Genomic DNA, 22030 nt, shown 5'->3' on the forward strand with positions numbered 1-22030 from the left:
GCCGTCTTATTCATCAGTCTACAACAATGCCATTTGCCTGCCCGGCGGACAGAACGCCGCGCAATCCAGATTGAAACCTTCACGACGATCCAGCCCCAGGCGCTTGATCGCCTTGCTGAAGCGTTGCGCCAGCAGGTCCGCAAATGGCCCTTCACCCCGCATTCGCACACCGAAGCGGCTGTCATACACCTGGCCACCGCGCACCTGGCGCACCAGGCTCATGACATGGGCGGCACGCTGAGGATAATGGGCCGCCAGCCATTCCTCGAACAGCGGCGCAACCTCCAACGGCAAGCGCAGCATCATATAGGCCGCGCTTTGTGCCCCGGCCGCGTGAGCCTCGGCGAGCAGGCTCTCCAATTCGCTGTCGTTGATCATCGGAATCATCGGCGAGCACAACACGCCGACCGGGATACCCGCCTCGCGCATAACCCGAATCGCCCTCAGCCGCGCCTTGGGCGCCGCCGTGCGTGGTTCCAGGATGCGCTTGAGTTCATCGTCCAGGCTGGTGAGGCTGATCATCACCGCCACCAGCCGTTGGCGGGCCAGCTCGGTCAGCAGGTCGAGATCGCGCAATATCAACGACCCCTTGGTGATGATAGTCACCGGGTGCCGGTAGCGCAGCAGCACTTCCAGGGTTTGCCGAGTGATCTTGTATTCACGCTCGATAGGCTGGTACGGATCGGTATTGGAGCCCAGGTTGATCGGCGCGCACACGTAGCCAGGCTTCGACAGCTGCTGTTCCAGCACATCAGCCGCGTTGGTTTTGGCGATCAATCTGGTTTCGAAGTCCAGCCCCGGGGACATGTCCCAATAGGCATGACTGGGCCGCGCATAACAGTAGATGCAACCATGCTCGCAGCCGCGATAAGGGTTGATGGAACGATCAAAGGGCAAGTCCGGCGAGTTATTGCGCGTGATGATGGTCTTGGCCGTTTCAATACGCACCTCGGTGCCTTGGGTCTCGGGCACCTCCTGATACCAGCCGTCGTCCTCAGCCACGCTGACAGTAGGTGCAAACCGGTTGTGCAGGTTGGTGGCTGTACCCCGACCCCGGGGCGGCAACGCAGTAGACATGAAAACGCCTCGATACTGTTTTTATATACAGTATCGAGGCGTGAGGTTTCTGACCAGTGCCGTTGGGCGGCCAGGGAGGTCAGCGCTTTTGCGTCACCTGCCCCAAGTCATCCCCCGAGGTCGTGCGCATATTGCTTTTGCGCAGGTCCGCCACCTCACTGGCATTGACTGGCGCCCCTTTGTTGCCCCAGCTGCCACGGATGAAACTGACCACGTCCGCCACTTCCTGGTCCGACAGGCGCCAGGCGAACGCCGGCATGGTGAAGGTCGATGGCGCCGTATGGGTCGCAGGCAAAGTACCGCCGTTCAACACGATGTTGATCAACGATGTGGCATCCGCCGTCTGCAACACCGGGTTACCCGCCAGTGCTGGGAACACACGCGTATAGCCATGGCCATCGGTACGGTGGCAGGCCGCGCAGTTATCGATATACACCGACGCGCCTGGCTCACTGTCATCGCCTTTCCAGAGCGCTTGGGCTACCTGCTTGTCGTACTGGTGTGGCTGGTCCTTGGGGTCGACCGCCGGCAGGCTCTTGAGGTAACGGGCGATAGCGGTCAGGTCGTCCTGCGACATGTACTGCATGCTATGGACGACAACATCGCTCATGCCACCGAACACCGCGCTGCGGTCACTGCGACCGGTCTTGAGGAACTGCACCAGTTGCTCCTCGCTCCAGCTGCCGAGGCCATCCTTGTGGTCACCGCGCAGGCTTTTCGCGATCCAGCCTTCCAACGGTGCACTGCCAGACAGGAAGGCGTTGCCATCAGCGGCACTCAGGGCTTTTTCCTGCATGGTCAGGGCACGAGGCGTATGGCAGGCGCCGCAGTGGCCGAGGCCTTCAACCAGATAAGCACCACGATTGATCACCGGATCAGCAGCGGTTTGCGCCTGATGCTCCTCGACCGCTGGCGCGAACATCCAGCGCCAAGCCGCCAAAGGCCAGCGCATGCTCAAGGGCCAGGGAATATCGCTGTCCTTGTTCTCTTGGGCAACCGGCTCAACGCCCTTCATGAAATACGCATACAACGCCTGCATATCGCTGTCGCTAACGCGCGCATAAGACGGATAGGGCATCGCCGGGTAAAGCGTACTACCGTTCTTGGCGATGCCATGGCGCACGGCCTTGTCGAAGTCCTCGAAGCTATAGTCGCCCAGGCCGGTCTTGTCCGGGGTGATGTTGGTGGAATAGATCACCCCGATGGGGGTTTCCATGGGCAGGCCGCCGGCGAAGGGTTTGCCACCCTTGGCGGTATGGCAGGCCACGCAGTCACCGGCACGCGCCAGGTATTCACCCTGCTTGATCAAGTCGGTTTCGGCAGCGCTGACCGAGCAACTGCTGAAGAGCGCCAGGGAGGCGATAACGAATGCTTTCATGGTCATCGCTCCTTATGCCTGAACCAGTGGGCCGGGGTTTTTCAGGTACTGCTCGCGGATCGCTCGAGCCGACCAATAGGTCAACGCTGCCACCAGCCCCGTAGGGTTATAGCCCAACCCTTGTGGGAAGGCAGAGGCACCTGGGACAAACACGTTGTGTACATCCCAGCACTGCAGGTAGCGGTTCAACGCACTGGTTTTTGGGTCGGTGCCCATGATCGCGCCACCGTTAAGGTGGGTGGTCTGGTATGAGGCGGTATTGAAGTGCTCGCCGACTTTTTTACCCAACACCGCGATGGCCTTGGGGTTCATGGCTTGGGCGACCTTGCCCATCTTCTCGATCATGAAGCGGTTCATCTTGATGTCGTTTTCTTGCCAGTCGAAGGTCATGCGTAGCAGCGGCAAACCGTAGGCATCGCGGTAAACCGGATCCAGGTCCAGGTAGTTGCTGCGGTAGGACTGATGGGCGCCGTGGGCATCCATCGACACCTGATGGGTGTAGTAATCGGCGGTGGCGCGCTTCCAGGCGCTGCCCCAGGCCGGCGTGCCCGGCGGGTTGGAGGTACCGGCAATCGGCCGGCTGCCGGCCTGATTGACCCACATCGGCGAGCCACCCACGAAGCCGTGGGGGCCGTGGTCGAAGTTGTCGGCGTTGAAGTCGTCGATGGCCACGCCATTGCCGCCCGCGCCGATGAAATTGTTGGTGTGAGTGTCCTTGTCGAAGAACGCCTTGATGGTGCCCATGTTCTGGTAGGCGAAGTTGCGGCCCACCACGCCCTCATTGGTGATCGGGTCGTAGGGCTTGCCGATGCCCGACAGCAGCATCAGGCGCACGTTATGGAACTGGAACGCGCCAAGAATCACCAGGTCTGCCGGCTGCTCGCATTCGCGGCCCTGGGCGTCGATATAAGTCACGCCGGTGGCTTTTTTCTGGGTGCTGTCGAGGTTGACCTTAAGCACGTGGGAATTGGGTCGCAGCTCGAAGTTCGGCACTTGGCGAAGGGCCGGCAGAATGTTCACGTTCGGTGAAGCCTTGGAATACATGTAGCACACGTAGCCACTGCAAAAACCGCAGAAATTACACGGGCCCATCTGCGCGCCATAAGGGTTGGTGTAGGGCCCCGAAGTATTGGCCGACGGCAGGTTGTAGGGTTTGTAGCCCACTTCAGCCGCGGCTTTCTGAAACAGCTGTGCGGAGACCGTATTTTTCTGCGCCTCCAACGGGAACGGGTTGGAGCGATCCGGCGCATACGGGTTGCCCCCACGACCTTCGCCTACCAACTGCCCCTTGACGGTCCACGCCTGACCGGAGGTGCCGAAGACTTTTTCCGCATAGTCGAAAAATGGCTCCAGCTCTTCGTAGCTGACACCGAAATCCTGGATGGTCATGTCCTTGGGAATAAAGTTCTTCCCATAGCGCTCTTCGTAATGGCTACGCATGCGCAGTTCGATGGGGTCGACACGAAAATGCACACCTGACCAATGCAGGCCCGCGCCCCCTACGCCATTACCCGGCAGGAATGCACCCAACTGACGGTTGGGCAGGGCAACATCATTCACGCTATGGCGAATGGTCACCGTCTCTTTGGAGATATCCTGGAACAGCTTCTTACGCACGCTGTAGGTCAATTCGTCGATGACCTGGGGATAGTTGCCGTCCGGATAAGTGTCCTGCATCGGGCCGCGCTCCAGCGCTACCACGTTGAGGCCCGCTTCCGTCAGCTCCTTGGCCATGATCGCGCCGGTCCAGCCGAAGCCAACAATCACCGCATCCACTTTCTTCATGATAGTCGCCACGTTTATGCCCTCTCGCCGCGAATGGAAACAGCCGGAAAGGGGTATTGCTCGTTGCGTTCTACCCAATCCATGAAGTCGGCGCGGGCGCCCGGGAAGCCGATCATGGTCCAGCCGACCATGCCCTTATTGCCGCCGTGGATGGGATCGCAGAAGAAACCCTCCTTAGTGTTTTGCAGCAGCAGGTTGAAGAATATCTTCGCTGGCACCGCCTCGAAATGCGCTGCGACCTCACTGCCGCCAGCCTCCAGGCGCCGCAGCATATCGTCTCGGGTAGCGCTGTCTTGCGCAGCAAAAACTTTACCGTTGAACGCCTTCGACCATGCATCCGTCGCAGCAATACCCAGGCGGTAGATTTCCTTGGGCACTAGTTTGCTCTGCCAGCCCATCTCCGGTGCTGCATCGGCATTGAACGGTCCCTGCATGTACCACAGCGCGCCACTGGCATATGGCGTATTCATCTGACGGTCGATGTATTCCGGCGCGCCAGCTTCCAAGGCGCCAGGGCCCTGTGCGTCAGCGGGAATCAAGCGCTCCACGGCGGCATTGATAAATGCCCATTCCTCAGCCGTAAAATAGCTTGGCTCATAGGTCTTGTCGTTTGGGGCCGGCTTGACCGGTGCGGCCTGGGCAGGCTCCGGCGTGGCCATCAGCATCGAACCGCCAAGGCCGGTGCTGGCAACCGTGACCACCGGGATCAAGGTCAAGGATTTGCGTAGAAAGTCACGCCGGGGGTTGTCTTGATCTTGATCAGACATGGGTACACCTCATCATGTGGGCACGGGTTCGGCAGCCGCTTCTGAGAACGGTTCGTCTTTTTTTAGCGGCACATTGGATCCAACCGATCCAATGAAATAGAGCGCAGCCGCAATCAATAGTTACAAATGATAGCAGGCTAAGGATGTAGAGGAGAGATTCAGCGACCTAAGTCGCATAGAAAGTGGGTGGGGGCTTGCTTCCGATAGGGTCGTGTCAGCCAACCTATGCATGGCTGGAACGCCGCTATCGGGGGCAAGCCCCTCCCACATTTCGGTATGCGTACAGGTTGTTAGTCTTTTTTCAACTTGGGGTTGGGAAAGAACTGCACGGCTTGCACTTTTGGATCCGCAGGCGCTTTCAGCGCCGACGTATTGACCCGCGTGCCCAACTCCTTGGGCACCGACAGGCCTTGATCATTCAGCGTATCGGTATAGCCGCAGGCCACGCATTCACGGTGCGGCACGCTGTCTTCGGTCCACATCTTCAACTTGTCCGGCTCGCTGCACGCCGGGCAGACTGCCCCAGCGATAAATTGCTTTTTGGTAATCACAGGCCCTTCACTCATGCTGCCGCGTCCTCACTCAGGCCGCTGTGGCGCAAGAGTGCGTCAATCGACGGCGCTCGTCCGCGGAAGTCGACGAACAGCACCATCGGTGCCTGGGAACCTCCACGCGCCAGGATCGCTTCGCGGAAGGCGCGACCGGTCTGGGCGTTGAGCACTCCGTCTTCTTCGAACTTGGAAAATGCGTCCGCGGACAGCACTTCCGCCCACTTGTAGCTGTAGTAACCCGCCGCATAACCACCGGCAAAAATGTGCGCGAAGCTGTTAGGGAAGCGGTTGTAGGCCGGTGGACGCATCACCGAGACTTCGTCACGCACGCCTTCAAGGACCTGCGCCACGCTGCGGCCATCGCCATGGGTGGCGTGCAGCTCGAAGTCAAACAGCGAAAACTCCAGCTGGCGCACCATCATCAGGCCGGATTGGAAGTTTTTCGCGGCGAGCATTTTTTCCAGCAGGTCCTGGGGCAGCGGCTCGCCGGTTTCATAGTGGCCGGAAATCAGTGCCAGGCCCTCGGGCTCCCAGCACCAGTTCTCCATGAACTGGCTCGGCAACTCCACCGCATCCCACGCCACGCCGTTGATACCGGATACGCCGGCATGTTCGACGCGGGTCAGCAGGTGATGCAGGCCGTGGCCGAATTCGTGAAACAGCGTGGTGACTTCATCGTGGGTCAGCAGGGCAGGCTTGCCGCTGTCGGCTGGAGTGAAGTTGCACACCAGGTTGGCCACGGGGCTTTGCAGCACGCCATCGACGGTGCGGCGGCGGTCACGGGCTCCATCCATCCAGGCACCGCCGCGCTTGTTGGCGCGAGCGTACAGGTCGAAGAAGAAGCGCCCGACGTGCTTTCCGCCTTCCTTGATTTCGAACAGGCGGACATCCGGGTGCCAGGTGTCGAAGCCTTTTAGCTCGGCAATCTCAATGCCATACAGGCGCTGAACGATGGCAAACAGCCCACCCAACACCTTGTCGATGGGGAAGTAGGCGCGCAGGGCTTCCTGGGACACGCTGTAGCGCTGCTCGCGCAGTTTTTCGCCGTAGAAACCGCTGTCCCAGCTCTGCAGGTCGGCGCAGCCTTGTTCGGCGGCGTAAGCCTTGAGCTGCTGCAAATCCTGGGCGGCAAACGGCTTGCTGCGCTTGGCCAGGTCGCGCAGGAAGCTCAGCACCTGGTCACTGGACTCGGCCATCTTGGTTGCGAGGCTCAGCTCGGAGAAGGATGCAAAACCCAACAACTGGGCCAGTTCCTGACGCAGGTCGAGGATCTGCTCCATCACCGGGCCGTTATCGTTCTGGCCGGCGTTCGGACCTTGGTCCGATGCACGGGTGCAGTAAGCGGCGTACACCTCTTCACGCAAGGCGCGGTCCTGGGCGTAGGTCATTACCGCGTAGTAGCTGGGGAATTCCAGGGTGATCAGCCAGCCATCAAGGCCCTTGGCCTGGGCCGCAGCGGCCATTTGCGCCTTGGCAGAGTCGGTCAGGCCGGCGAGGGTGGTTTCATCGGTGACGTGTTTGGTCCAGGCTTGGGTGGCGTCCAGCAACTGGTTGGAGAATTTGCTGCCCAGCTCGGAAAGCTTGCTTTGCACTTCGGCGTAGCGCTTTTGCTGTTCCGGCGGCAGGTCGATGCCCGACAGGCGGAAATCGCGCAGGGCGTGTTCCAGGATGGTTTTCTGCGCCACGTCGAAACCGGCGGCCTCTGGGCTGTTGGCCAAGGCTTCGAAGGCCTGGAACAGTTCGCGGTTCTGGCCCATTTCGGTGGAGTAGGCGCTCAATGCCGGCAAGCAAGCCTCGTAGGCTTCGCGCAGCTCGGCGCTGTTGCACACGGCATTGAGGTGGCTGACCGGGCTCCAGGCAGCGCCAAGACGATCATTGAGTTCATCCATGGCAAGGACCAGACCGGCCCATGTCGGATTTTTACCCTGGCTTTGCAGGATGTCTGCGATAGCCACACGGTTGTCGGCGAGGATCTGTTCGATGGCCGGCTGGACGTGCTCGGCACGGATCGCCGAGAACGGCGGCAGGTCGTAGGACTGCAAAAGAGGGTTGTTCGCGCTCACGGTTGGCACCTTGGCTGAAGAAACATGTAAGAACAAAGATGGGGCCATCTTAATTACAATCAACACCCACCGCAGCTATCAGCAGAAGAGAGAGAGGCTATCGTGACCCTTCGCACCTATCAGAACCACACGCCGACCCTGGGCACCGGGGCTTTTGTCGATATTTCGGCGGTGGTGATCGGCGATGTCGAAATCGGCGCCGACAGCTCGGTATGGCCGCTGACAGTGATACGCGGCGACATGCACCGCATCCGCATCGGTGCACGGACCAGCGTGCAGGACGGCTGCGTGCTGCACATTACCCACGCAGGGCCGTTCAATCCTGACGGTTTCCCGCTGCTGATCGGTGACGACGTGACCATCGCCCACAAGGTCATGCTGCATGGCTGCACCGTAGGTAACCGCATCCTGATCGGCATGGGCAGTATCGTGATGGACGGTGCCGTGGTCGAGGACGACGTGATCATCGGCGCCGGCAGCCTGGTGCCGCCAGGCAAGACACTCGCCAGCGGCTTCTTGTACGTGGGCAGCCCGGTTAAACAGGTCCGCGCCCTGACTGACAAGGAGCGTGCCTTTTTCACCTACAGCGCCGCGAACTACGTGAAGCTCAAGGACCTGCACCTGGATGAAGGCTTCGATCAATGAATCTGAACCACTCCACCGTCCTGTTCGACCTGGACGGCACCCTGACCGACCCACGTGAGGGCATTACCCGGTCGATCCAGTATGCCCTCGGCAAATTGGGCATCGACGAGCCCGATCTGACCAAGCTCGAACACTTCATCGGTCCGCCCTTGCTGCAGGCGTTCATGCAGTTCTACGGCTTCGACGAGGCCAAGGCCTGGGAAGCGGTGAACTTCTATCGCGAACGCTTCAAGGTCACCGGGCTGTATGAAAACCGCGTATTCGACGGCGTCATGCCATTGCTGGAAGAGCTGAACAGCCAGGGCCGCCAGCTATACGTAGCCACCTCCAAGCCGTGGGAATTTGCCCGTGAGATTGCGCGGCATTTCGGCTTCGCCAAGCACTTCAAGGTGATCTACGGCAGCGAGCTGGACGGCACGCGCACCAACAAGATCGAGTTGATCGCCCACTTGATGCGTGAGGAAGGGCTGGACCCGGCCACCACCTTGATGATTGGTGATCGCAAGCATGACCTGATTGGCGCACGCAGCAACGGGCTGGATTCGGCGGCGGTGGGGTATGGGTTTGGCAGTTTTGAGGAGTTGAATGCCGAGGCACCGACCTGGCATTTCGAAACGTTGGCACTGATGCATCAGGCGTTTTTACAGCGCACTTGAAATCGCTATCGGGGGCAAGCCCCCTCCCACACTGAACTGTGAACGCAGTCCAATTGTGGGAGGGGGCTTGCCCCCGATTAGGCCCTAACGGCCAGCACCCTCCAACTGCCTCAACGCCGCTTTACGCTGCTCCACTGGCAACCCACCCAGCCTTTCCACAGCCGCATAAAACTTCACCCAATCCCCACCTTCCTGTGCAAATAACGCTGCGAACGCCGGCACCCACTGGTCATACAGCCCGAACGGCAACAGCCGTGCGTTATTCATCGGCTGGTTGATCCAGGCGTCATAACGTTTGTCGCCGCCCCATTGGCTATCACGCATCTGCCGGTATTCACTGCGCAAGCGCTCGAACTGCGCCGCTTTGGCCTGCCGCATCACGTCCGCTGCCAACGGCTGCGCATACAGCGCTTCCAGGCGTTTGCGGGTTTCGAGAATCAGCCGGATAAACTGGTCGCGCTGCTTCAACGCCGCATCGCTGACGGGCGCCAGGCCTCGTGCCGCCCGCCATTGACGAGTGCCTTCCTGCTCAACGAAGCTGGCATAGGATTCATTGAACTCGGTGTCGTCTTTCACGTAAAAGCGTTGGTGGGCCAGCTCATGAAAAATCAGTGTGGCCAGGCGCTCGTCGCCCCAACTCATCATCGAACTCATGATCGGGTCGTTGAACCAACCCAAGGTGGAATAGGCCTCGACGCCACCGATCGATACGTCCATGCCCCGTTGCCGCAACAGCGCCGCTTCGCCACGCGCCGCACCCTGGCGGTAGTAGCCGCGATAGGCGACGCAACCGGCAATGGGAAAGCAGTGGTTTTCAGCGGACAGGGAAAACTCCTGCGTGGCAAAGACATTCCACACCACATAGGGCCGACCGATATCGGCATATAGCCGGTAACTCTGGTTGTCGGGCAGATGCAAGTGCTCACTGGCAAAGGCTCGGGCTTTCTGCGATTGAACCAGATGCTCGCGCAGCAATGGCGGGCGAGAGGGGTCGGCAATGACCTCGGCAACCGGCTCCCTGGCGCGTAACAACTGCCACTGGCCGCTCGCCAACTGGCTGTAATAACTGACGCTGGAACAACCGCTGAGTAGCACAACCATCAACCCTGGAAGAAAACGCCTGATCATGCCCCCACTGCTCCTGGTTGATTAATTCGCCAAGCTATCGCGCTTTTATGGAATTTTTCTACGGCGCGGCGTGTTTATACTCAAACCTCTCCCTGCGTTGAGTACCTGCCATGCGTCAGTTTATGTTTCCCGTCGCCGCCCTGTTCCTCAGCGCCTGCGCTTCGACGCCTCTCCCGCCAGCCGACCCGCAGCAGGCCTGGGTCGACTTCACCACGCCGACCCCGGGCTCCAAGTTGGTCATGGCCCAGCGACTGGATGGGAAAAACCTCGACGACGGACGCTTTTTCCAGATGCCCCCCGGCCATCACGAGCTGATGGTGCGCTTTGATTTTGAAGTGCCCGCCGGCGGTGGTTTGGGGGGGCTCAGCCAGATGATGTATCGAACCTGCTTCATGACCTTGCAGTACGACCATTTCCAGGCCGGCCAGCGCTATGTGCTCGAAGGCCGCTCGCTGGCGTTCACGCCCAATATCCGGCTGTATGACTCAGCACGGCAGTTGCTGGCCGAAGAACGCAGCGTTAACTGCATTTGATCAGTCGTTGTTCTTCTGATAGATGATGCGCTTGGTGCCGTTTTCGCACGACCCGACAATCATGGCTTCGTCATGATTCTTGGCTTCTTCGGCGGTGATGATTTCCAGGGTGTAGGACGGAATCGCCTTGGCCTGGATCTTCACCTCGATTTCCTTCCTGAGCTCTTCACAATCTTTTGGCGCGGCCACGGCCGAAGTGGCCAATACAGCGCAGATGATCGCCAAGGCAAAACGTTTCATGTGTGTAGCTCCCTGAATGCATGCGCACGAGTGTGCGCCTAAGGCTGCATAGGCTATAGGACCACATGGGGGAAACACGAGTTCTGATTTAACGCAGAACTAAATGAGAAGGGGGCTTGTGCCCGATAAAGGTGTATCCGCCATCCAACTATTGGCTGACCCACCACTATCGGGGCAAGCCCCCTCCCACACAGGCAGTGCTGAGTTAGTTAACCAGCGTGCCATCCAGGGTGATGGTCGCATTCAGCACCTTGGAAACCGGGCACCCTTCCTTGGCCTTTTTGCTCAGTTCATCGAACTGTGCCTGGCTGGCGCCTGGGATCTTCGCTTTCAGGGTCAGATGCACCGCAGTGATCGCAAAGCCGCCATCGACCTGGTCCAGCGTCACATCAGCCTGGGTGTCGATGCTGTCTGCCTTGAGCCCGGCATCGCCGAGAATCATGGAAAACGCCATGGAAAAGCAGCCGGCATGAGCCGCGCCGATCAGTTCTTCTGGGTTGGTGCCCTTGCCGCCCTCGAATCGGGCCTTAAAGCCGTAGGGCGCTTCGCGCAGTACGCCGGTTTCCGTGGAAATGGAACCCAGGCCAGTCTTCAGATCACCTTCCCAATGCGCGGATGCCTTTTTAACGATGCTCATAGCTTTCTCCTCGAACGGTGGTTTTGTGTCAGTAAGGGTTCTGAGGATAGACGCCACGGCAAAGTTCACTCGTAAGAAAAACCTAGTGATTAAGTAGGAAAATTCTCGCGTACTATTGAATCTCGGGTATATGCCCTCATTGCATAGGGCATGCACATGCCGCGGCAGGTTTTGGCTCGATAAAAAAAGCCTGTGCGCCCCTTTGGAGAAGCAGGCTTATGAAATCGCTGTCCGACGTAAAATTTTCGACACTCGACCTGGTGCCCGTGCGCGCCGACGGCAACCCAGCGCAGTCGCTGCGCAATTCCCTGGACCTGGCCCAGCACGTGGAAAAATTCGGCTTCCACCGTTTCTGGGTAGCTGAGCACCACAATATGGACGGCATCGCCAGCTCGGCCACCTCGGTACTGCTCGGCTACCTGGCCGGCGGCACTTCGACCATCCGCGTGGGTTCCGGCGGAGTCATGCTGCCTAACCATGCGCCGCTGGTGATCGCCGAGCAGTTCGGCACCCTGGAAAGCCTCTACCCCGGCCGTATTGACCTGGGTCTGGGCCGAGCGCCCGGCTCCGACCAGATGACCGCCCGCGCTCTGCGCCGTGAACGCTCAGGCAGTGCCGATGATTTCCCCGAGGATGTGGCCGAATTGATGGCCTACCTGGGCCCACGTACGCCCGATCAACGGGTGATCGCCGTACCGGGCACCGGCACCAACGTGCCGGTGTGGCTGCTGGGTTCAAGCCTGTTCAGCGCGCAATTGGCCGGTGAGCGGGGTTTGCCCTACGCCTTCGCCTCCCATTTCGCACCGCGCTTGATGCATGAGGCGATTCGCGTGTACCGCAATCACTTCAAGCCGTCGGCAGTGTTGGACAAGCCCTACGTGATGCTCGGCATTCCTCTGGTGGCGGCGGATACCGATGAACAGGCCGATTACCTGGCCACCTCGGTGTACCAGCGCATCCTCGCGCTGATGCGCGGCCAAAGCCTGGTGCAGCGCCCACCGGTGAAAACCATGGATGGCCTGTGGTTGCCCCATGAAAAAGACGCGGTCGCAAGCTTCCTCGGCCTGGCCATGGTCGGCAGCCCGGCGAAGATCCGCGCCAAGCTGGAGGTGTTGATCGAGCAGACCGGCGCCGATGAGCTGATCTTCACCAGTGACCTGTACGAGCACGCCGACCGGATTCATTCCTACGAGTTGCTGGCACAGGTTATGAAAGGCTGAACCCAGACGAAAAAAAACCGACGCACCTGCGTCGGTTTTTTATGTCTGCAACACGGGATTAACCGCGTTTGTAGACGATTTCCTTGGTGCCACCTTCGCAGGTGCCGACCACTTTAGCGTCGGTCGAAGCGCCTTTATCCACCACTTCCAGTGAATAACCCGACGCGCCCTTGGCGTCGATTTTCGCTGCAATTTCGCTTTTCAGCTCTTCACAAGGCTTGCCCGCCGCCAGGGCCGTGCCCGCAATGCCCAACAAACCTACCGCCAACAGAAACTTCTTCATCCGTTACTTTCCTTGCGCTGATCGAAAGAGCGTGCCGACGCTCATCGCGTCGGCACCCGTTGTTTGTAGCGCAGGTTATGGCAATCGGCCAGCGGTCAAAGTTCAACTCAGCCGATTAACTACTGGCAATTCGGAATCCCACCTTAAGCGTGACCTGGAAGTGCGCGGCCTTGCCATCCTTGATGTGACCACGGGTTTCGGTCACCTCAAACCACTCCAGGTGCTTGATGCTTTTGTTCGCTTCAGCCAGGGCATTGTTGATCGCATCTTCAATGCTGGTGGTGGAAGAACCCACCAGTTCGACTTTCTTGTAGGTGTGATGATCACTCATGGCGTTTCTCCTAGGGGTCGTTAATCAAGACTAGCAGTGAATACTCGTACTGCTTCTGGCGACCGTTGAGAGGTGAAAGTTCAGAATTACTGCACTTTCTGAAACCGCCGCAGTCGGTATCTACACACGCCACTCAATCACTTCAGGAGATGTTCACATGGCCAACACTTCTTTACGCAAAGCGTCGCTGGAAAGCATGGAAGCCGAGATCTCGAGCCTGCTCAAGTCCCTTGAGAGCCTCAAGGATGATGCATCCGATGAGTCGCGCAAAACGCTGAAGGCCCTGAAAAGCAACGCCGAGAACGCCCTCAAGCACTCTCGTCATCTGATCAGCGATGCCTATGAAGAAAGCAAAGTCAAAATCCGCGAAACCGGTGTTGCCACCCGGGACTATGCACAAGAGCATCCATGGACCACCGCCGGCGTCGCCGTTGGCGCGCTGGGTCTGCTGGCGGCTTACCTGCTGTGCAAGCGCGGCGACTGATTTACCGGCTATAGCGGTTGGCGCATCAGCTCGGCCTTGAGCCATTGCGCCAACTGCCCGGCGCGCCCGTCCGCGGCGCGCTTGGGTAGCCACAACGCCAGGTGCGCCGGGGTTTCGCTGAAACCCCACGGCGCCACCAGGCGACCCGCACGCAGGTCCTCTGCCACCAGCGGCTCTGGCGCAATCGCCACTCCCAATCCTGCAACTGCCGCTTCCAGCAAATAATACAAATGCTCGAATCCCTGGCCGAATTTCAACGCGCCGGGCTCGATACCCTGTTGACGCGCCCAACTGGGCCAGGCTTGGGGCCGCGACGTGGTGTGCAACAGCGCTTCATCGGCCAAGGCCGATGCCGGTGCCAGGCGCAACTGTTCATAACCGTCAAAACGCGGGCTCATGACCGGACCGATGCGTTCGCTTGCCAGTTCATACACCTGCATATCCGCCGGCCACGGCGGCTCGGCAAATACCAGCAGCGCGTCCAACCCGGGGCGACGAGGGTCAAGGTCACCTTCGCCGGCAGACAGGTGCAAGCGCAAGTCCGGCAAATCCGCATTCAAGCGCCCCAGGCGCGGAATAAACCAACGCGCCAGCAAACTGCCCGAACAACCGAGTACGAAAGGCGCATCGGCGCTGCTCTGGGTTAGTTCAGCGCACACATCCCGCAAACGCTCGAACGCCTCGGCGCTGGCATCTCGCAGCCTTACGCCCGCATCTGTGAGTTTAAGGCCTCGCCCTTCCTTGACGAACAGGCTTACACCCAAGTGTTCTTCAAGCACTTTCAACTGGCGGCTCACCGCACCATGTGTCACATGCAATTGCTCGGCGGCCTGGCTGACGCTATTGAGGCGGGCGGTGGCTTCAAATGCGCGCAAGGCGTTGAGGGGTGGAAGGTCGCGGCTCATCTGTGAGTTTTCCTGACAGGTTGAGGCGATCTTATCGGTTTTCAGGCTACAGCGTCAGGGGTAGAGTGGCCGTCATTGCCTCTTAAACACATTCTTCCCTGGAGCGTCCCATGACTCAGTCCCAGACCGATCTACGCAACGGCCCTGACGCCAACGGCCTGTTTGGTGGGTTCGGTGGCCGCTACGTCGCTGAAACCTTAATGCCGTTGATTCTCGACCTGGCCCGTGAATACGAAGCGGCCAAGATTGATCCCGCGTTCAACGAAGAACTGGCCTACTTCCAGCGCGACTACGTCGGACGCCCCAGCCCGCTGTACTTCGCCGAACGTCTGACCGAGTTCTGTGGCGGCGCCAAGATCTACCTCAAGCGCGAAGAGCTCAACCACACCGGCGCGCACAAGATCAATAATTGCATCGGCCAGATCCTGCTGGCGCGGCGCATGGGCAAGAAACGCATCATCGCCGAGACCGGCGCCGGCATGCACGGCGTGGCCACCGCCACTGTCGCCGCACGCTTTGGCCTGCAATGTGTAATCTACATGGGCACCACTGACATCGAGCGCCAGCAGGCCAACGTGTTCCGCATGAAGCTGCTGGGCGCCGAAGTGATTCCGGTGGTCGCCGGCACCGGTACTCTGAAAGATGCGATGAACGAAGCCCTGCGTGATTGGGTAACCAATGTCGACAGCACCTTCTACCTGATCGGCACCGTGGCCGGCCCACACCCTTACCCGGCGATGGTGCGCGACTTCCAGGCCGTGATCGGCAAGGAAACCCGTACCCAGCTGCAAGCCCAGGAAGGCCGCCTGCCGGATAGCCTGGTGGCATGCATCGGCGGCGGCTCCAACGCCATGGGCCTGTTCCACCCGTTCCTGGATGACACCAGCGTCGAGATCATCGGTGTTGAAGCCGCAGGCCATGGCATCGAAACCGGCAAGCACGCCGCCAGCCTCAATGGCGGCGTACCGGGCGTGCTGCACGGCAACCGCACCTTCCTGCTGCAGGACGACGACGGCCAGATCATCGACGCCCACTCGATTTCCGCCGGCCTCGACTACCCCGGCATCGGCCCTGAACACGCCTGGTTGCATGATATCGGCCGCGTCCAGTACACCTCGGTGACCGACGACGAAGCCTTGGATGCCTTCCACAAGTGCTGCCGCCTGGAAGGGATTATCCCTGCGCTGGAAAGCGCCCACGCCCTGGCAGAAGTATTCAAGCGCGCACCGACCTTGCCGAAGGATCACCTGATGGTGGTCAACCTGTCCGGCCGTGGCGACAAAGACATGCAGACCGTGATGCACCACATGGAACAGTCTCAGCAGGAGAAACACTAAATGAGCCGCCTGCAAACCCGCTTCGCGCAACTCAAGGAACAAAACCGCGCCGCCCTGGTGACCTTCGTCACCGCCGGCGACCCGGGTTATGACACCTCGCTGGCGATCCTCAAGGGCCTGCCGGCAGCCGGCGCCGATGTGATCGAGCTGGGCATGCCCTTCACTGACCCGATGGCTGACGGCCCGGCTATTCAACTGGCCAATATCCGTGCGCTGACCGCCAAGCAGAACCTGGTGAAGACCCTGCAAATGGTCCGCGAGTTTCGCCAGGACAACAACGATACCCCACTGGTGTTGATGGGCTATTTCAACCCGATCCACAAATACGGAGTGCCACAGTTCATTGCCGATGCCAAGGCAGCCGGCGTCGACGGCCTGATCGTGGTCGACATGCCGCCTGAGCATAACGGCGAACTGTGCGACCCGGCCCAGGCCGCGGGCATCGATTTTATCCGCCTGACCACCCCGACCACCGATGACGTACGCCTGCCCACCGTGCTCAACGGCAGCTCCGGCTTTGTGTATTACGTGTCGGTGGCCGGTGTGACCGGTGCCGGTGCCGCCACCCTGGAGCATGTCGAAGAAGCCGTGACCCGCCTGCGTCGCCATACCGACCTGCCGATCAGCATCGGCTTTGGCATACGCACGCCGGACCAGGCAGCGGCCATTGCTCGCCTGGCAGACGGTGTAGTGGTGGGTTCAGCGCTGATCGACCATATCGCCAACGCCGAAAACGACCAGCAAGCCATTGATGGCGTGTTGAGCCTGTGCGCGGCGCTGTCGGAAGGTGTGCGTAACGCTCGCAAGTAAATGTAATCCCTCCATCTGAACGCCTTCCGGCTGATCAGCTAGGCTTCAAGGGAGGCGGGCATGTCGCCCGCCTCCGTTTAACGCGCTTCGTGCCCTTTGCCGTCTAACCACCCTCGCAGGCCACGCAGTCCTTGCCCCCGGTCGTTAAGTTAGCCGCATCAGAAGTCATCTTTGTCTCTTTAGGAGCACATCATGGCATTTGATCTCGTCACCCCTTCAGACCGCCGTCATTCAACATTGCAGAAAGGTTTCAACCTGCGCTGGCCACTCGGCAACGTGCAGGGCCAGTCCTCGCCCAATGGCGCCAACCTGATCTACCTCTGCCACAGCTCGCAAGACATCATAGATGCCGCCGCGCAGGCATTGGCCCAACCCAACGGGCGCATTACCGTGCGCAGCGGAGGCCATTGCTACGAAGGTTTTGTCGCCAACAAGATGCCCGACAGCCCCCATGAGGTGCTGTCGATCCTGGATATCAGTGCGCTGAACCGAGTGGTCTACGACGTTGCCGGGCAAATCGGTTCCGATCTGGACCCCGCAGCAACTGAACGCTATAGCTTTCGCCTCGAAGCCGGTGCCCAAAACTGGGATGTCTACGTGGCGTTATACAAACTGGCCAACAAGACCCTGCCAGGGGGGTCGTGCTATTCGGTGGGCCTGGGCGGGCACATATGCGGGGGCGGCTATGGGCTGTTGTCACGCAAATACGGACTGGTGTGTGACTGGCTGAGCGGTGTGGATATCCTGGTGCCCGATATCGAAGGCAAAGCTCTCGAAAAGCATCACGTTTCAAGAAACAGCACCAGCCAGGACGAACTGGACCTGTTCGCCGCGTGCTGCGGTGCAGGTGGCGGACAGTTCGGCATCATCACCAGCTATTACTTCAAGGACCTGCCTGCTGCACCGAAGGAAGTGCTGTGGCTGGTGCTGGAATGGGACTGGTCAGTACTGACCAAACCCGCGCTCGACAACCTGCTGGTCGCCTATCAGTCATGGTTTGCCAACAATCAAGACAACCCGGACACTTGGGGGCTGGCGACCAAGCTTGAGATGCGCCACCGACACACGGGCAACGTTACCTTGGGCATTCACTATGTGGACAAGGATGGCGAACTGAACGACCGGGCGCCCTTCGATGACTTTGTCAGCAGGATGCTCACAGCCATTGGCCTTCCCGCTACAGAATCGCTGGTGCCGTTTCATGTCATCCATCTGCCGCCCGGCACCGCTACCGGCCGCACCATCGACTCAGTCTCAGCCGCGAAGGCAGCCGAGCAGCGCCTGGATTGGCTGGTGTGCCAACAGACGTTGAATGGCTCAGGGGACAACCAGCGGGGGCGCTATAAATCGGCTTACCAAAAGGGTTCATTCACCTCGCAGATACTGGACGCCATCTGGACCACATTGAACTGGCCCGACCCAGACAAGCACCTGACACAAAGCCTTATCCAGATTCAGTCTTTCGGTGGACAGATCAATGCCGTCAGCGCGCCAGTGCGCAGGGAATCTTCCGTCGCGCAGCGCTCTTCCTACCTCAAGTGGCAGCCACAATGTTATTGGCGCGACGCCAGCGACGCTTCGGAACAAGCCCATGCCGACTGGATCCGAGGGCTGTACTTAAACGCGTTTGCCGATGCTCAGGGCGTACCGATCAACAATGAGTTCGAAGGTTGCTACATCAACTACCCTGACCTCGACATGACGTACGTGGGCGGCAATCCGCCCAACGGCAAAAACCCCCAGTGGTACCGAATCTTCTTCCCCGACCTGATCATCGAAAGCCGATTACGACGTACCAAGCAGCGCTGGGACCCACGCCATATTTTTCGTAACGAGATGTCGGTGCCGTAGCTCGAAAAAGGGCGACCCTGAGGTCGCCCGCTTTTACAGCTCGATCCGCTCGACTTTACCTACGAGCAATATGTAGGAAAGCGCACCAAGCAATGCCAGTACCGCAATATAGGTAATCGCCGGCGCAAACGAATCGCCGCTGGCTAGAAAGCCAATCACGATAGGCGTGGCAATCGCTGCCAGGTTACCGATGAAGTTGAACACGCCCCCGGTCAGCCCCAGCAACCGCGCAGGCGCCAGGGTCGACACCAATGACCAGGTGATCGATGCCAGGCCATTGCCGAAAAACGCCACCGCCAGGAACGCGATGACCCACGCGGTGGAGTCCACGTAGTTGGCGCCGATGATCGCCGTAGAAATCAGCAGGCCGCTGATGATCGGCAGCTTGCGCGCAAAGCCCACCGAGGCTCCACGGCGAATCAGCCAATCGGAAAACACCCCCGAACACAGCACGCCCACAAACGCGGCGAGGAACGGCAATGATGCCAGCAAGCCTGACTGGATGAAGTCCATGCCGCGATACTTCACCAGGTACGTCGGGAACCAGGTCAGGAAGAACCACAGCGTGGAGTTCAGGCAGAACTGGCCCAGGTATATGCCCCAGAGTTTGCGCTTGCTCAGCACGATACCCAGGTCGACCCAACTGAACGGCGCCTTGGCGGTTTGTGCCTGCATATCCACCAGGCCGCCACCATCACGGATCAACTGGATTTCAGCCGCATTGGCGCCCTTGAAATCCTTCGGTTCGCGATACACCGCGTACCAGATCGCGGCCCACAGGATGCCGACACCCCCAGTGACGACAAACACCATGTGCCAGCCGTATTGGTGTTGCAGCCAGGCCAGGACCGGCGTGAGGAACGCCAGGCCAACGAATTGCCCGGAGGTATAGACGCCAATCGCGGTCGCGCGCTCGCGCTCAGGAAACCAAGTGGTGACCACACGACTGTTGATCGGATAGGCCGGTGCTTCCAATGCGCCCACCGCCATGCGCAACACGAACAGCGCGATGAAGCTGGCGGCGAAACCGAGCATGACGGTGGCAACCGACCACAGCAGCAGGGCGACCGTATAGAGAATACGCGGCGGCACGCGGTCTACCAGCCAGCCGCCGGGGATTTGCATGGCCGCGTAAGTCCAGCCGAACGCCGAGAAAATCAGCCCGACCTGCACCGGGTCGATGCCCAGGTCGCTGGTCAGCGCCGGGGCGGCAATCGACAGGTTGCTGCGGTCGAGGTAGTTGATAACCACGGTGATAAACAGCAGCACCATGATGAAGAAACGCTTTCGGCTGGGCGTGACTAAAGAAGCCTGGCCGGTGAGGGGTTCAGGGTGCATGGGGTTGCCTCTTCTTATGTTTATTGAGGATAGGTCTAACTGAATAAACGCGGTTAGAAATGTGGGAGGGGCGGTGCGACGATTCGACTTGCCCCCGATGGCTGAGTGTCAGTCGACATCGTCGGTGGCAGATTTACCGCTATCGGGAGCAAGCCCCCTCCCACATTTTTAACCGCGATTCTTCAAGTAGGAATCACCATTCCGCGAAACTGCCATCGGCATGACGCCAGATCGGATTGCGCCAGCGATGGCCGATAGCCGCGCGCTCAATCACATATTCCTCGTTGATCTCGATGCCCAGGCCCGGCCCGTTCGGAATCTTCACAAAGCCCTGGTCATAGTCGAATACGCCCGGGTCACGCACGTAGTCGAGCAGGTCATTGCTCTCGTTGTAGTGAATGCCCAGGCTCTGCTCCTGGATAAACGCGTTGTAGCAAACCGCATCCAACTGCAGGCACGCCGCCAACGCGATTGGACCGAGCGGGCAATGCAGGGCCAAGGCCACGTCGTAGGCTTCGGCCATGTTGGCAATCTTGCGAGTTTCGGTAATACCGCCCGCGTGAGAGGCGTCCGGCTGGATGATGTCGACATAGCCTTCGCTGAGTACGCGCTTGAAATCCCAACGCGAGAACAGGCGCTCGCCCAGGGCAATCGGCGTACTGGTCAGCGGTGCCAATTCTTTCAACGCCTCGTAGTTTTCGCTGAGCACCGGCTCTTCAATGAACATCAGCTTGTACGGGTCGAGCTCTTTCATCAGCACCTTGGCCATAGGTTTGTGCACGCGGCCATGGAAGTCGACGCCGATACCCACGTTAGGGCCAACTGCATCGCGCACGGCCGCGACGTTGGCCAGGGCCAGGTCAACTTTTTCGAAACTGTCGACGAACTGCAACTCCTCGGTGCCGTTCATTTTTACCGCGGTGAAACCACGGGCCACGGCGTCTTTGGCGGCGCGGGCAGTGTCGGCAGGTCGGTCGCCGCCGATCCACGAATACACGCGGATCTTGTCGCGCACCTGGCCGCCCAGCAGATCGCTGACCGAGACGCCGAGGGCCTTGCCCTTGATATCCCACAGCGCCTGGTCGATGCCGGCGAGGGCGCTCATGTGCACGGCACCGCCACGGTAGAAGCCGCCGCGATAGAGCACGGTCCAGATGTCTTCGATATTGCGTGGGTCTTTGCCGATAAGGTAGTCGGACAGTTCGTCGACAGCAGCCGCGACGGTGTGAGCGCGGCCTTCGACCACAGGCTCACCCCAGCCAGTCACACCCTGGTCGGTTTCGACCTTGAGGAAGCACCAGCGCGGCGGGACGATAAAGGTCGTCAGTTTGGTGATTTTCATCTCTTGTCTCTCTTATAGATGCAGCGCCTGTGGGCGCGGAACTTGATATCAGCTCAGGGCTTTCCAGGCGGCGACATAAGCCTGGGCATGGCTCGCGACCTGATCCACTGTCATTCCCGGCTTGAACAGCCCGGAACCCAACCCGAACCCCTTGGCGCCGGCGTCGATGAACACCTGCATGTTGTCCGGGGTAATGCCGCCCACCGGCAGCAACAAGGTGCCCGCCGGCAGTACCGCCAGCCATGCCTTGATCACTGCGGGGCCGACTTGCTCGGCCGGGAACAGCTTCAATACATCGGCGCCTTCGGCCAATGCAGCGAACGCTTCGTTGGGCGTCGCTACACCTGGCGACAGGTACAAACCCTTTGCCTTGGCGGCACGCAGTACCTTGGCATCGCTATGAGGCATGACGATTACCTGGCCACCCGCAGCCTTGACCTGCTCGACCTGTTCCGGCGTCAACACCGTGCCGGCACCGATCAGGCAATCGGCGGGCAGGCTGTCGCGCAGGGTGCGGATGCTGGTGTACGGGTCGGGCGAATTGAGCGGGACCTCGATCACACGAAACCCCGCGTCGTACAGCACCTTACCGATAGCCTGGGCTTCATCCGGGCGTATGCCGCGCAGGATTGCGATCAAACCGTTTTGCGCGAGTGCTTGCTTGAGCAT

Annotated in this window: 23 protein-coding genes; 8 read left to right on the forward strand and 15 right to left on the reverse strand. The window is 59.8% G+C overall.

Annotation, left to right across the window (positions count from 1 at the left end):
• Positions 1 to 18 precede the first annotated feature (18 nt).
• The 6 genes from NMB39_RS28410 to prlC all read right to left on the reverse strand — a co-directional run bounded on the left by NMB39_RS28410 (position 19) and on the right by prlC (position 7621).
• Complete coding sequence (locus NMB39_RS28410) at positions 19 to 1077, reverse strand: PA0069 family radical SAM protein (RefSeq protein WP_306956751.1); 1059 nt, start codon at positions 1075 to 1077, stop codon at positions 19 to 21.
• A 79-nt stretch (positions 1078 to 1156) separates the two neighbouring features.
• Positions 1157 to 2455 carry a cytochrome c gene (locus tag NMB39_RS28415; RefSeq protein ID WP_057023203.1) on the reverse strand — a complete coding sequence of 433 codons (1299 nt, stop codon included), beginning with the start codon at positions 2453 to 2455 and terminating at the stop codon, positions 1157 to 1159.
• Between the two features lie 12 nt (positions 2456 to 2467).
• The gene (locus tag NMB39_RS28420; protein ID WP_056847535.1) at positions 2468 to 4252 is read right to left on the reverse strand and encodes a GMC family oxidoreductase; all 1785 of its coding nucleotides are present in this window, start codon (positions 4250 to 4252) and stop codon (positions 2468 to 2470) included.
• Between the two features lie 2 nt (positions 4253 to 4254).
• Positions 4255 to 5007, reverse strand: coding sequence for a gluconate 2-dehydrogenase subunit 3 family protein (locus tag NMB39_RS28425; protein ID WP_057023204.1), 753 nt, complete (start codon positions 5005 to 5007; stop codon positions 4255 to 4257).
• 290 nt (positions 5008 to 5297) lie between these two features.
• Positions 5298 to 5573 carry a YheV family putative zinc ribbon protein gene (locus NMB39_RS28430; RefSeq protein ID WP_017528719.1) on the reverse strand — a complete coding sequence of 92 codons (276 nt, stop codon included), beginning with the start codon at positions 5571 to 5573 and terminating at the stop codon, positions 5298 to 5300.
• Positions 5570 to 7621: an oligopeptidase A gene (prlC, locus tag NMB39_RS28435; protein ID WP_494343365.1), complete on the reverse strand. Its 2052-nt coding sequence runs from the start codon at positions 7619 to 7621 to the stop codon at positions 5570 to 5572. Before prlC ends, NMB39_RS28430 begins: the two co-directional genes overlap by 4 nt.
• Before the next feature lie 102 nt (positions 7622 to 7723).
• On the opposite strand from prlC, the gene NMB39_RS28440 reads away from it, so the two are divergent.
• Positions 7724 to 8266, forward strand: a complete 543-nt coding sequence (locus tag NMB39_RS28440) for a gamma carbonic anhydrase family protein (RefSeq protein WP_494339759.1) — start codon at positions 7724 to 7726, stop codon at positions 8264 to 8266.
• Positions 8263 to 8922, forward strand: a complete 660-nt coding sequence (locus NMB39_RS28445) for an HAD family hydrolase (RefSeq protein ID WP_494339758.1) — start codon at positions 8263 to 8265, stop codon at positions 8920 to 8922. Before NMB39_RS28440 ends, NMB39_RS28445 begins: the two co-directional genes overlap by 4 nt.
• 84 nt (positions 8923 to 9006) lie before the next feature.
• On the opposite strand, the gene NMB39_RS28450 is transcribed toward NMB39_RS28445, so the two are convergent.
• Positions 9007 to 10050, reverse strand: a complete 1044-nt coding sequence (locus NMB39_RS28450) for an aminopeptidase (protein WP_494339757.1) — start codon at positions 10048 to 10050, stop codon at positions 9007 to 9009.
• A 110-nt stretch (positions 10051 to 10160) separates the two neighbouring features.
• Here NMB39_RS28450 and NMB39_RS28455 point away from each other — a divergent pair, with 110 nt between their 5' ends.
• Entirely contained in the window at positions 10161 to 10583 is a 423-nt protein-coding gene (locus NMB39_RS28455) for a PA0061/PA0062 family lipoprotein (RefSeq protein ID WP_494339756.1), read from the forward strand.
• Here NMB39_RS28455 and NMB39_RS28460 read toward each other — a convergent pair whose 3' ends face one another.
• Together NMB39_RS28460 and NMB39_RS28465 are read right to left on the reverse strand one after the other, a co-directional pair.
• On the reverse strand, positions 10584 to 10823 hold the full coding sequence (locus NMB39_RS28460; protein ID WP_057023210.1) for a DUF1161 domain-containing protein: 240 nt from the start codon (positions 10821 to 10823) through the stop codon (positions 10584 to 10586).
• 205 nt (positions 10824 to 11028) lie between these two features.
• Entirely contained in the window at positions 11029 to 11460 is a 432-nt protein-coding gene (locus tag NMB39_RS28465; RefSeq protein ID WP_043048284.1) for an OsmC family protein, read from the reverse strand.
• Between the two features lie 218 nt (positions 11461 to 11678).
• Here NMB39_RS28465 and NMB39_RS28470 point away from each other — a divergent pair, with 218 nt between their 5' ends.
• Positions 11679 to 12680, forward strand: coding sequence for an LLM class flavin-dependent oxidoreductase (locus NMB39_RS28470; protein WP_046070243.1), 1002 nt, complete (start codon positions 11679 to 11681; stop codon positions 12678 to 12680).
• Positions 12681 to 12738: 58 nt separating this feature from the next.
• Here the strand turns inward: NMB39_RS28470 and NMB39_RS28475 are convergent, their stop codons facing one another.
• A complete protein-coding gene (locus NMB39_RS28475; RefSeq protein ID WP_198719435.1) occupies positions 12739 to 12963 on the reverse strand; it encodes a DUF1161 domain-containing protein in 225 nt (74 codons plus the stop codon).
• Between the two features lie 115 nt (positions 12964 to 13078).
• On the reverse strand, positions 13079 to 13294 hold the full coding sequence (locus NMB39_RS28480) for a dodecin (RefSeq protein ID WP_005783406.1): 216 nt from the start codon (positions 13292 to 13294) through the stop codon (positions 13079 to 13081).
• Between the two features lie 157 nt (positions 13295 to 13451).
• Between NMB39_RS28480 and NMB39_RS28485 the strand changes: the two genes are divergently transcribed.
• Positions 13452 to 13778 carry an ElaB/YgaM/YqjD family protein gene (locus NMB39_RS28485; protein ID WP_003170746.1) on the forward strand — a complete coding sequence of 109 codons (327 nt, stop codon included), beginning with the start codon at positions 13452 to 13454 and terminating at the stop codon, positions 13776 to 13778.
• 8 nt (positions 13779 to 13786) lie between these two features.
• On the opposite strand, the gene NMB39_RS28490 is transcribed toward NMB39_RS28485, so the two are convergent.
• On the reverse strand, positions 13787 to 14683 hold the full coding sequence (locus tag NMB39_RS28490) for a LysR family transcriptional regulator (protein WP_198719436.1): 897 nt from the start codon (positions 14681 to 14683) through the stop codon (positions 13787 to 13789).
• A gap of 110 nt (positions 14684 to 14793) precedes the next feature.
• On the opposite strand from NMB39_RS28490, the gene trpB reads away from it, so the two are divergent.
• The 3 genes from trpB (at position 14794) to NMB39_RS28505 (ending at position 18681) form a co-directional block, all read left to right on the forward strand.
• Positions 14794 to 16020, forward strand: coding sequence for a tryptophan synthase subunit beta (gene trpB, locus NMB39_RS28495; RefSeq protein ID WP_043048280.1), 1227 nt, complete (start codon positions 14794 to 14796; stop codon positions 16018 to 16020).
• Positions 16021 to 16830: a tryptophan synthase subunit alpha gene (gene trpA, locus NMB39_RS28500; protein ID WP_043048279.1), complete on the forward strand. Its 810-nt coding sequence runs from the start codon at positions 16021 to 16023 to the stop codon at positions 16828 to 16830.
• Between the two features lie 192 nt (positions 16831 to 17022).
• On the forward strand, positions 17023 to 18681 hold the full coding sequence (locus NMB39_RS28505) for an FAD-binding oxidoreductase (RefSeq protein ID WP_494339755.1): 1659 nt from the start codon (positions 17023 to 17025) through the stop codon (positions 18679 to 18681).
• A gap of 33 nt (positions 18682 to 18714) precedes the next feature.
• On the opposite strand, the gene NMB39_RS28510 is transcribed toward NMB39_RS28505, so the two are convergent.
• The 3 genes from NMB39_RS28510 to NMB39_RS28520 all read right to left on the reverse strand — a co-directional run bounded on the left by NMB39_RS28510 (position 18715) and on the right by NMB39_RS28520 (position 22030).
• Positions 18715 to 20019 (reverse strand): MFS transporter, encoded by a 1305-nt coding sequence (locus NMB39_RS28510; protein WP_494339754.1) that lies wholly within the window; start codon positions 20017 to 20019, stop codon positions 18715 to 18717.
• 193 nt (positions 20020 to 20212) lie between these two features.
• Positions 20213 to 21361, reverse strand: coding sequence for a galactonate dehydratase (gene dgoD, locus NMB39_RS28515; RefSeq protein WP_057023217.1), 1149 nt, complete (start codon positions 21359 to 21361; stop codon positions 20213 to 20215).
• A gap of 48 nt (positions 21362 to 21409) precedes the next feature.
• A complete protein-coding gene (locus tag NMB39_RS28520) occupies positions 21410 to 22030 on the reverse strand; it encodes a 2-dehydro-3-deoxy-6-phosphogalactonate aldolase (RefSeq protein WP_198719439.1) in 621 nt (206 codons plus the stop codon).

The organism is Pseudomonas sp. FBCC-B545 (genome assembly GCF_059134095.1).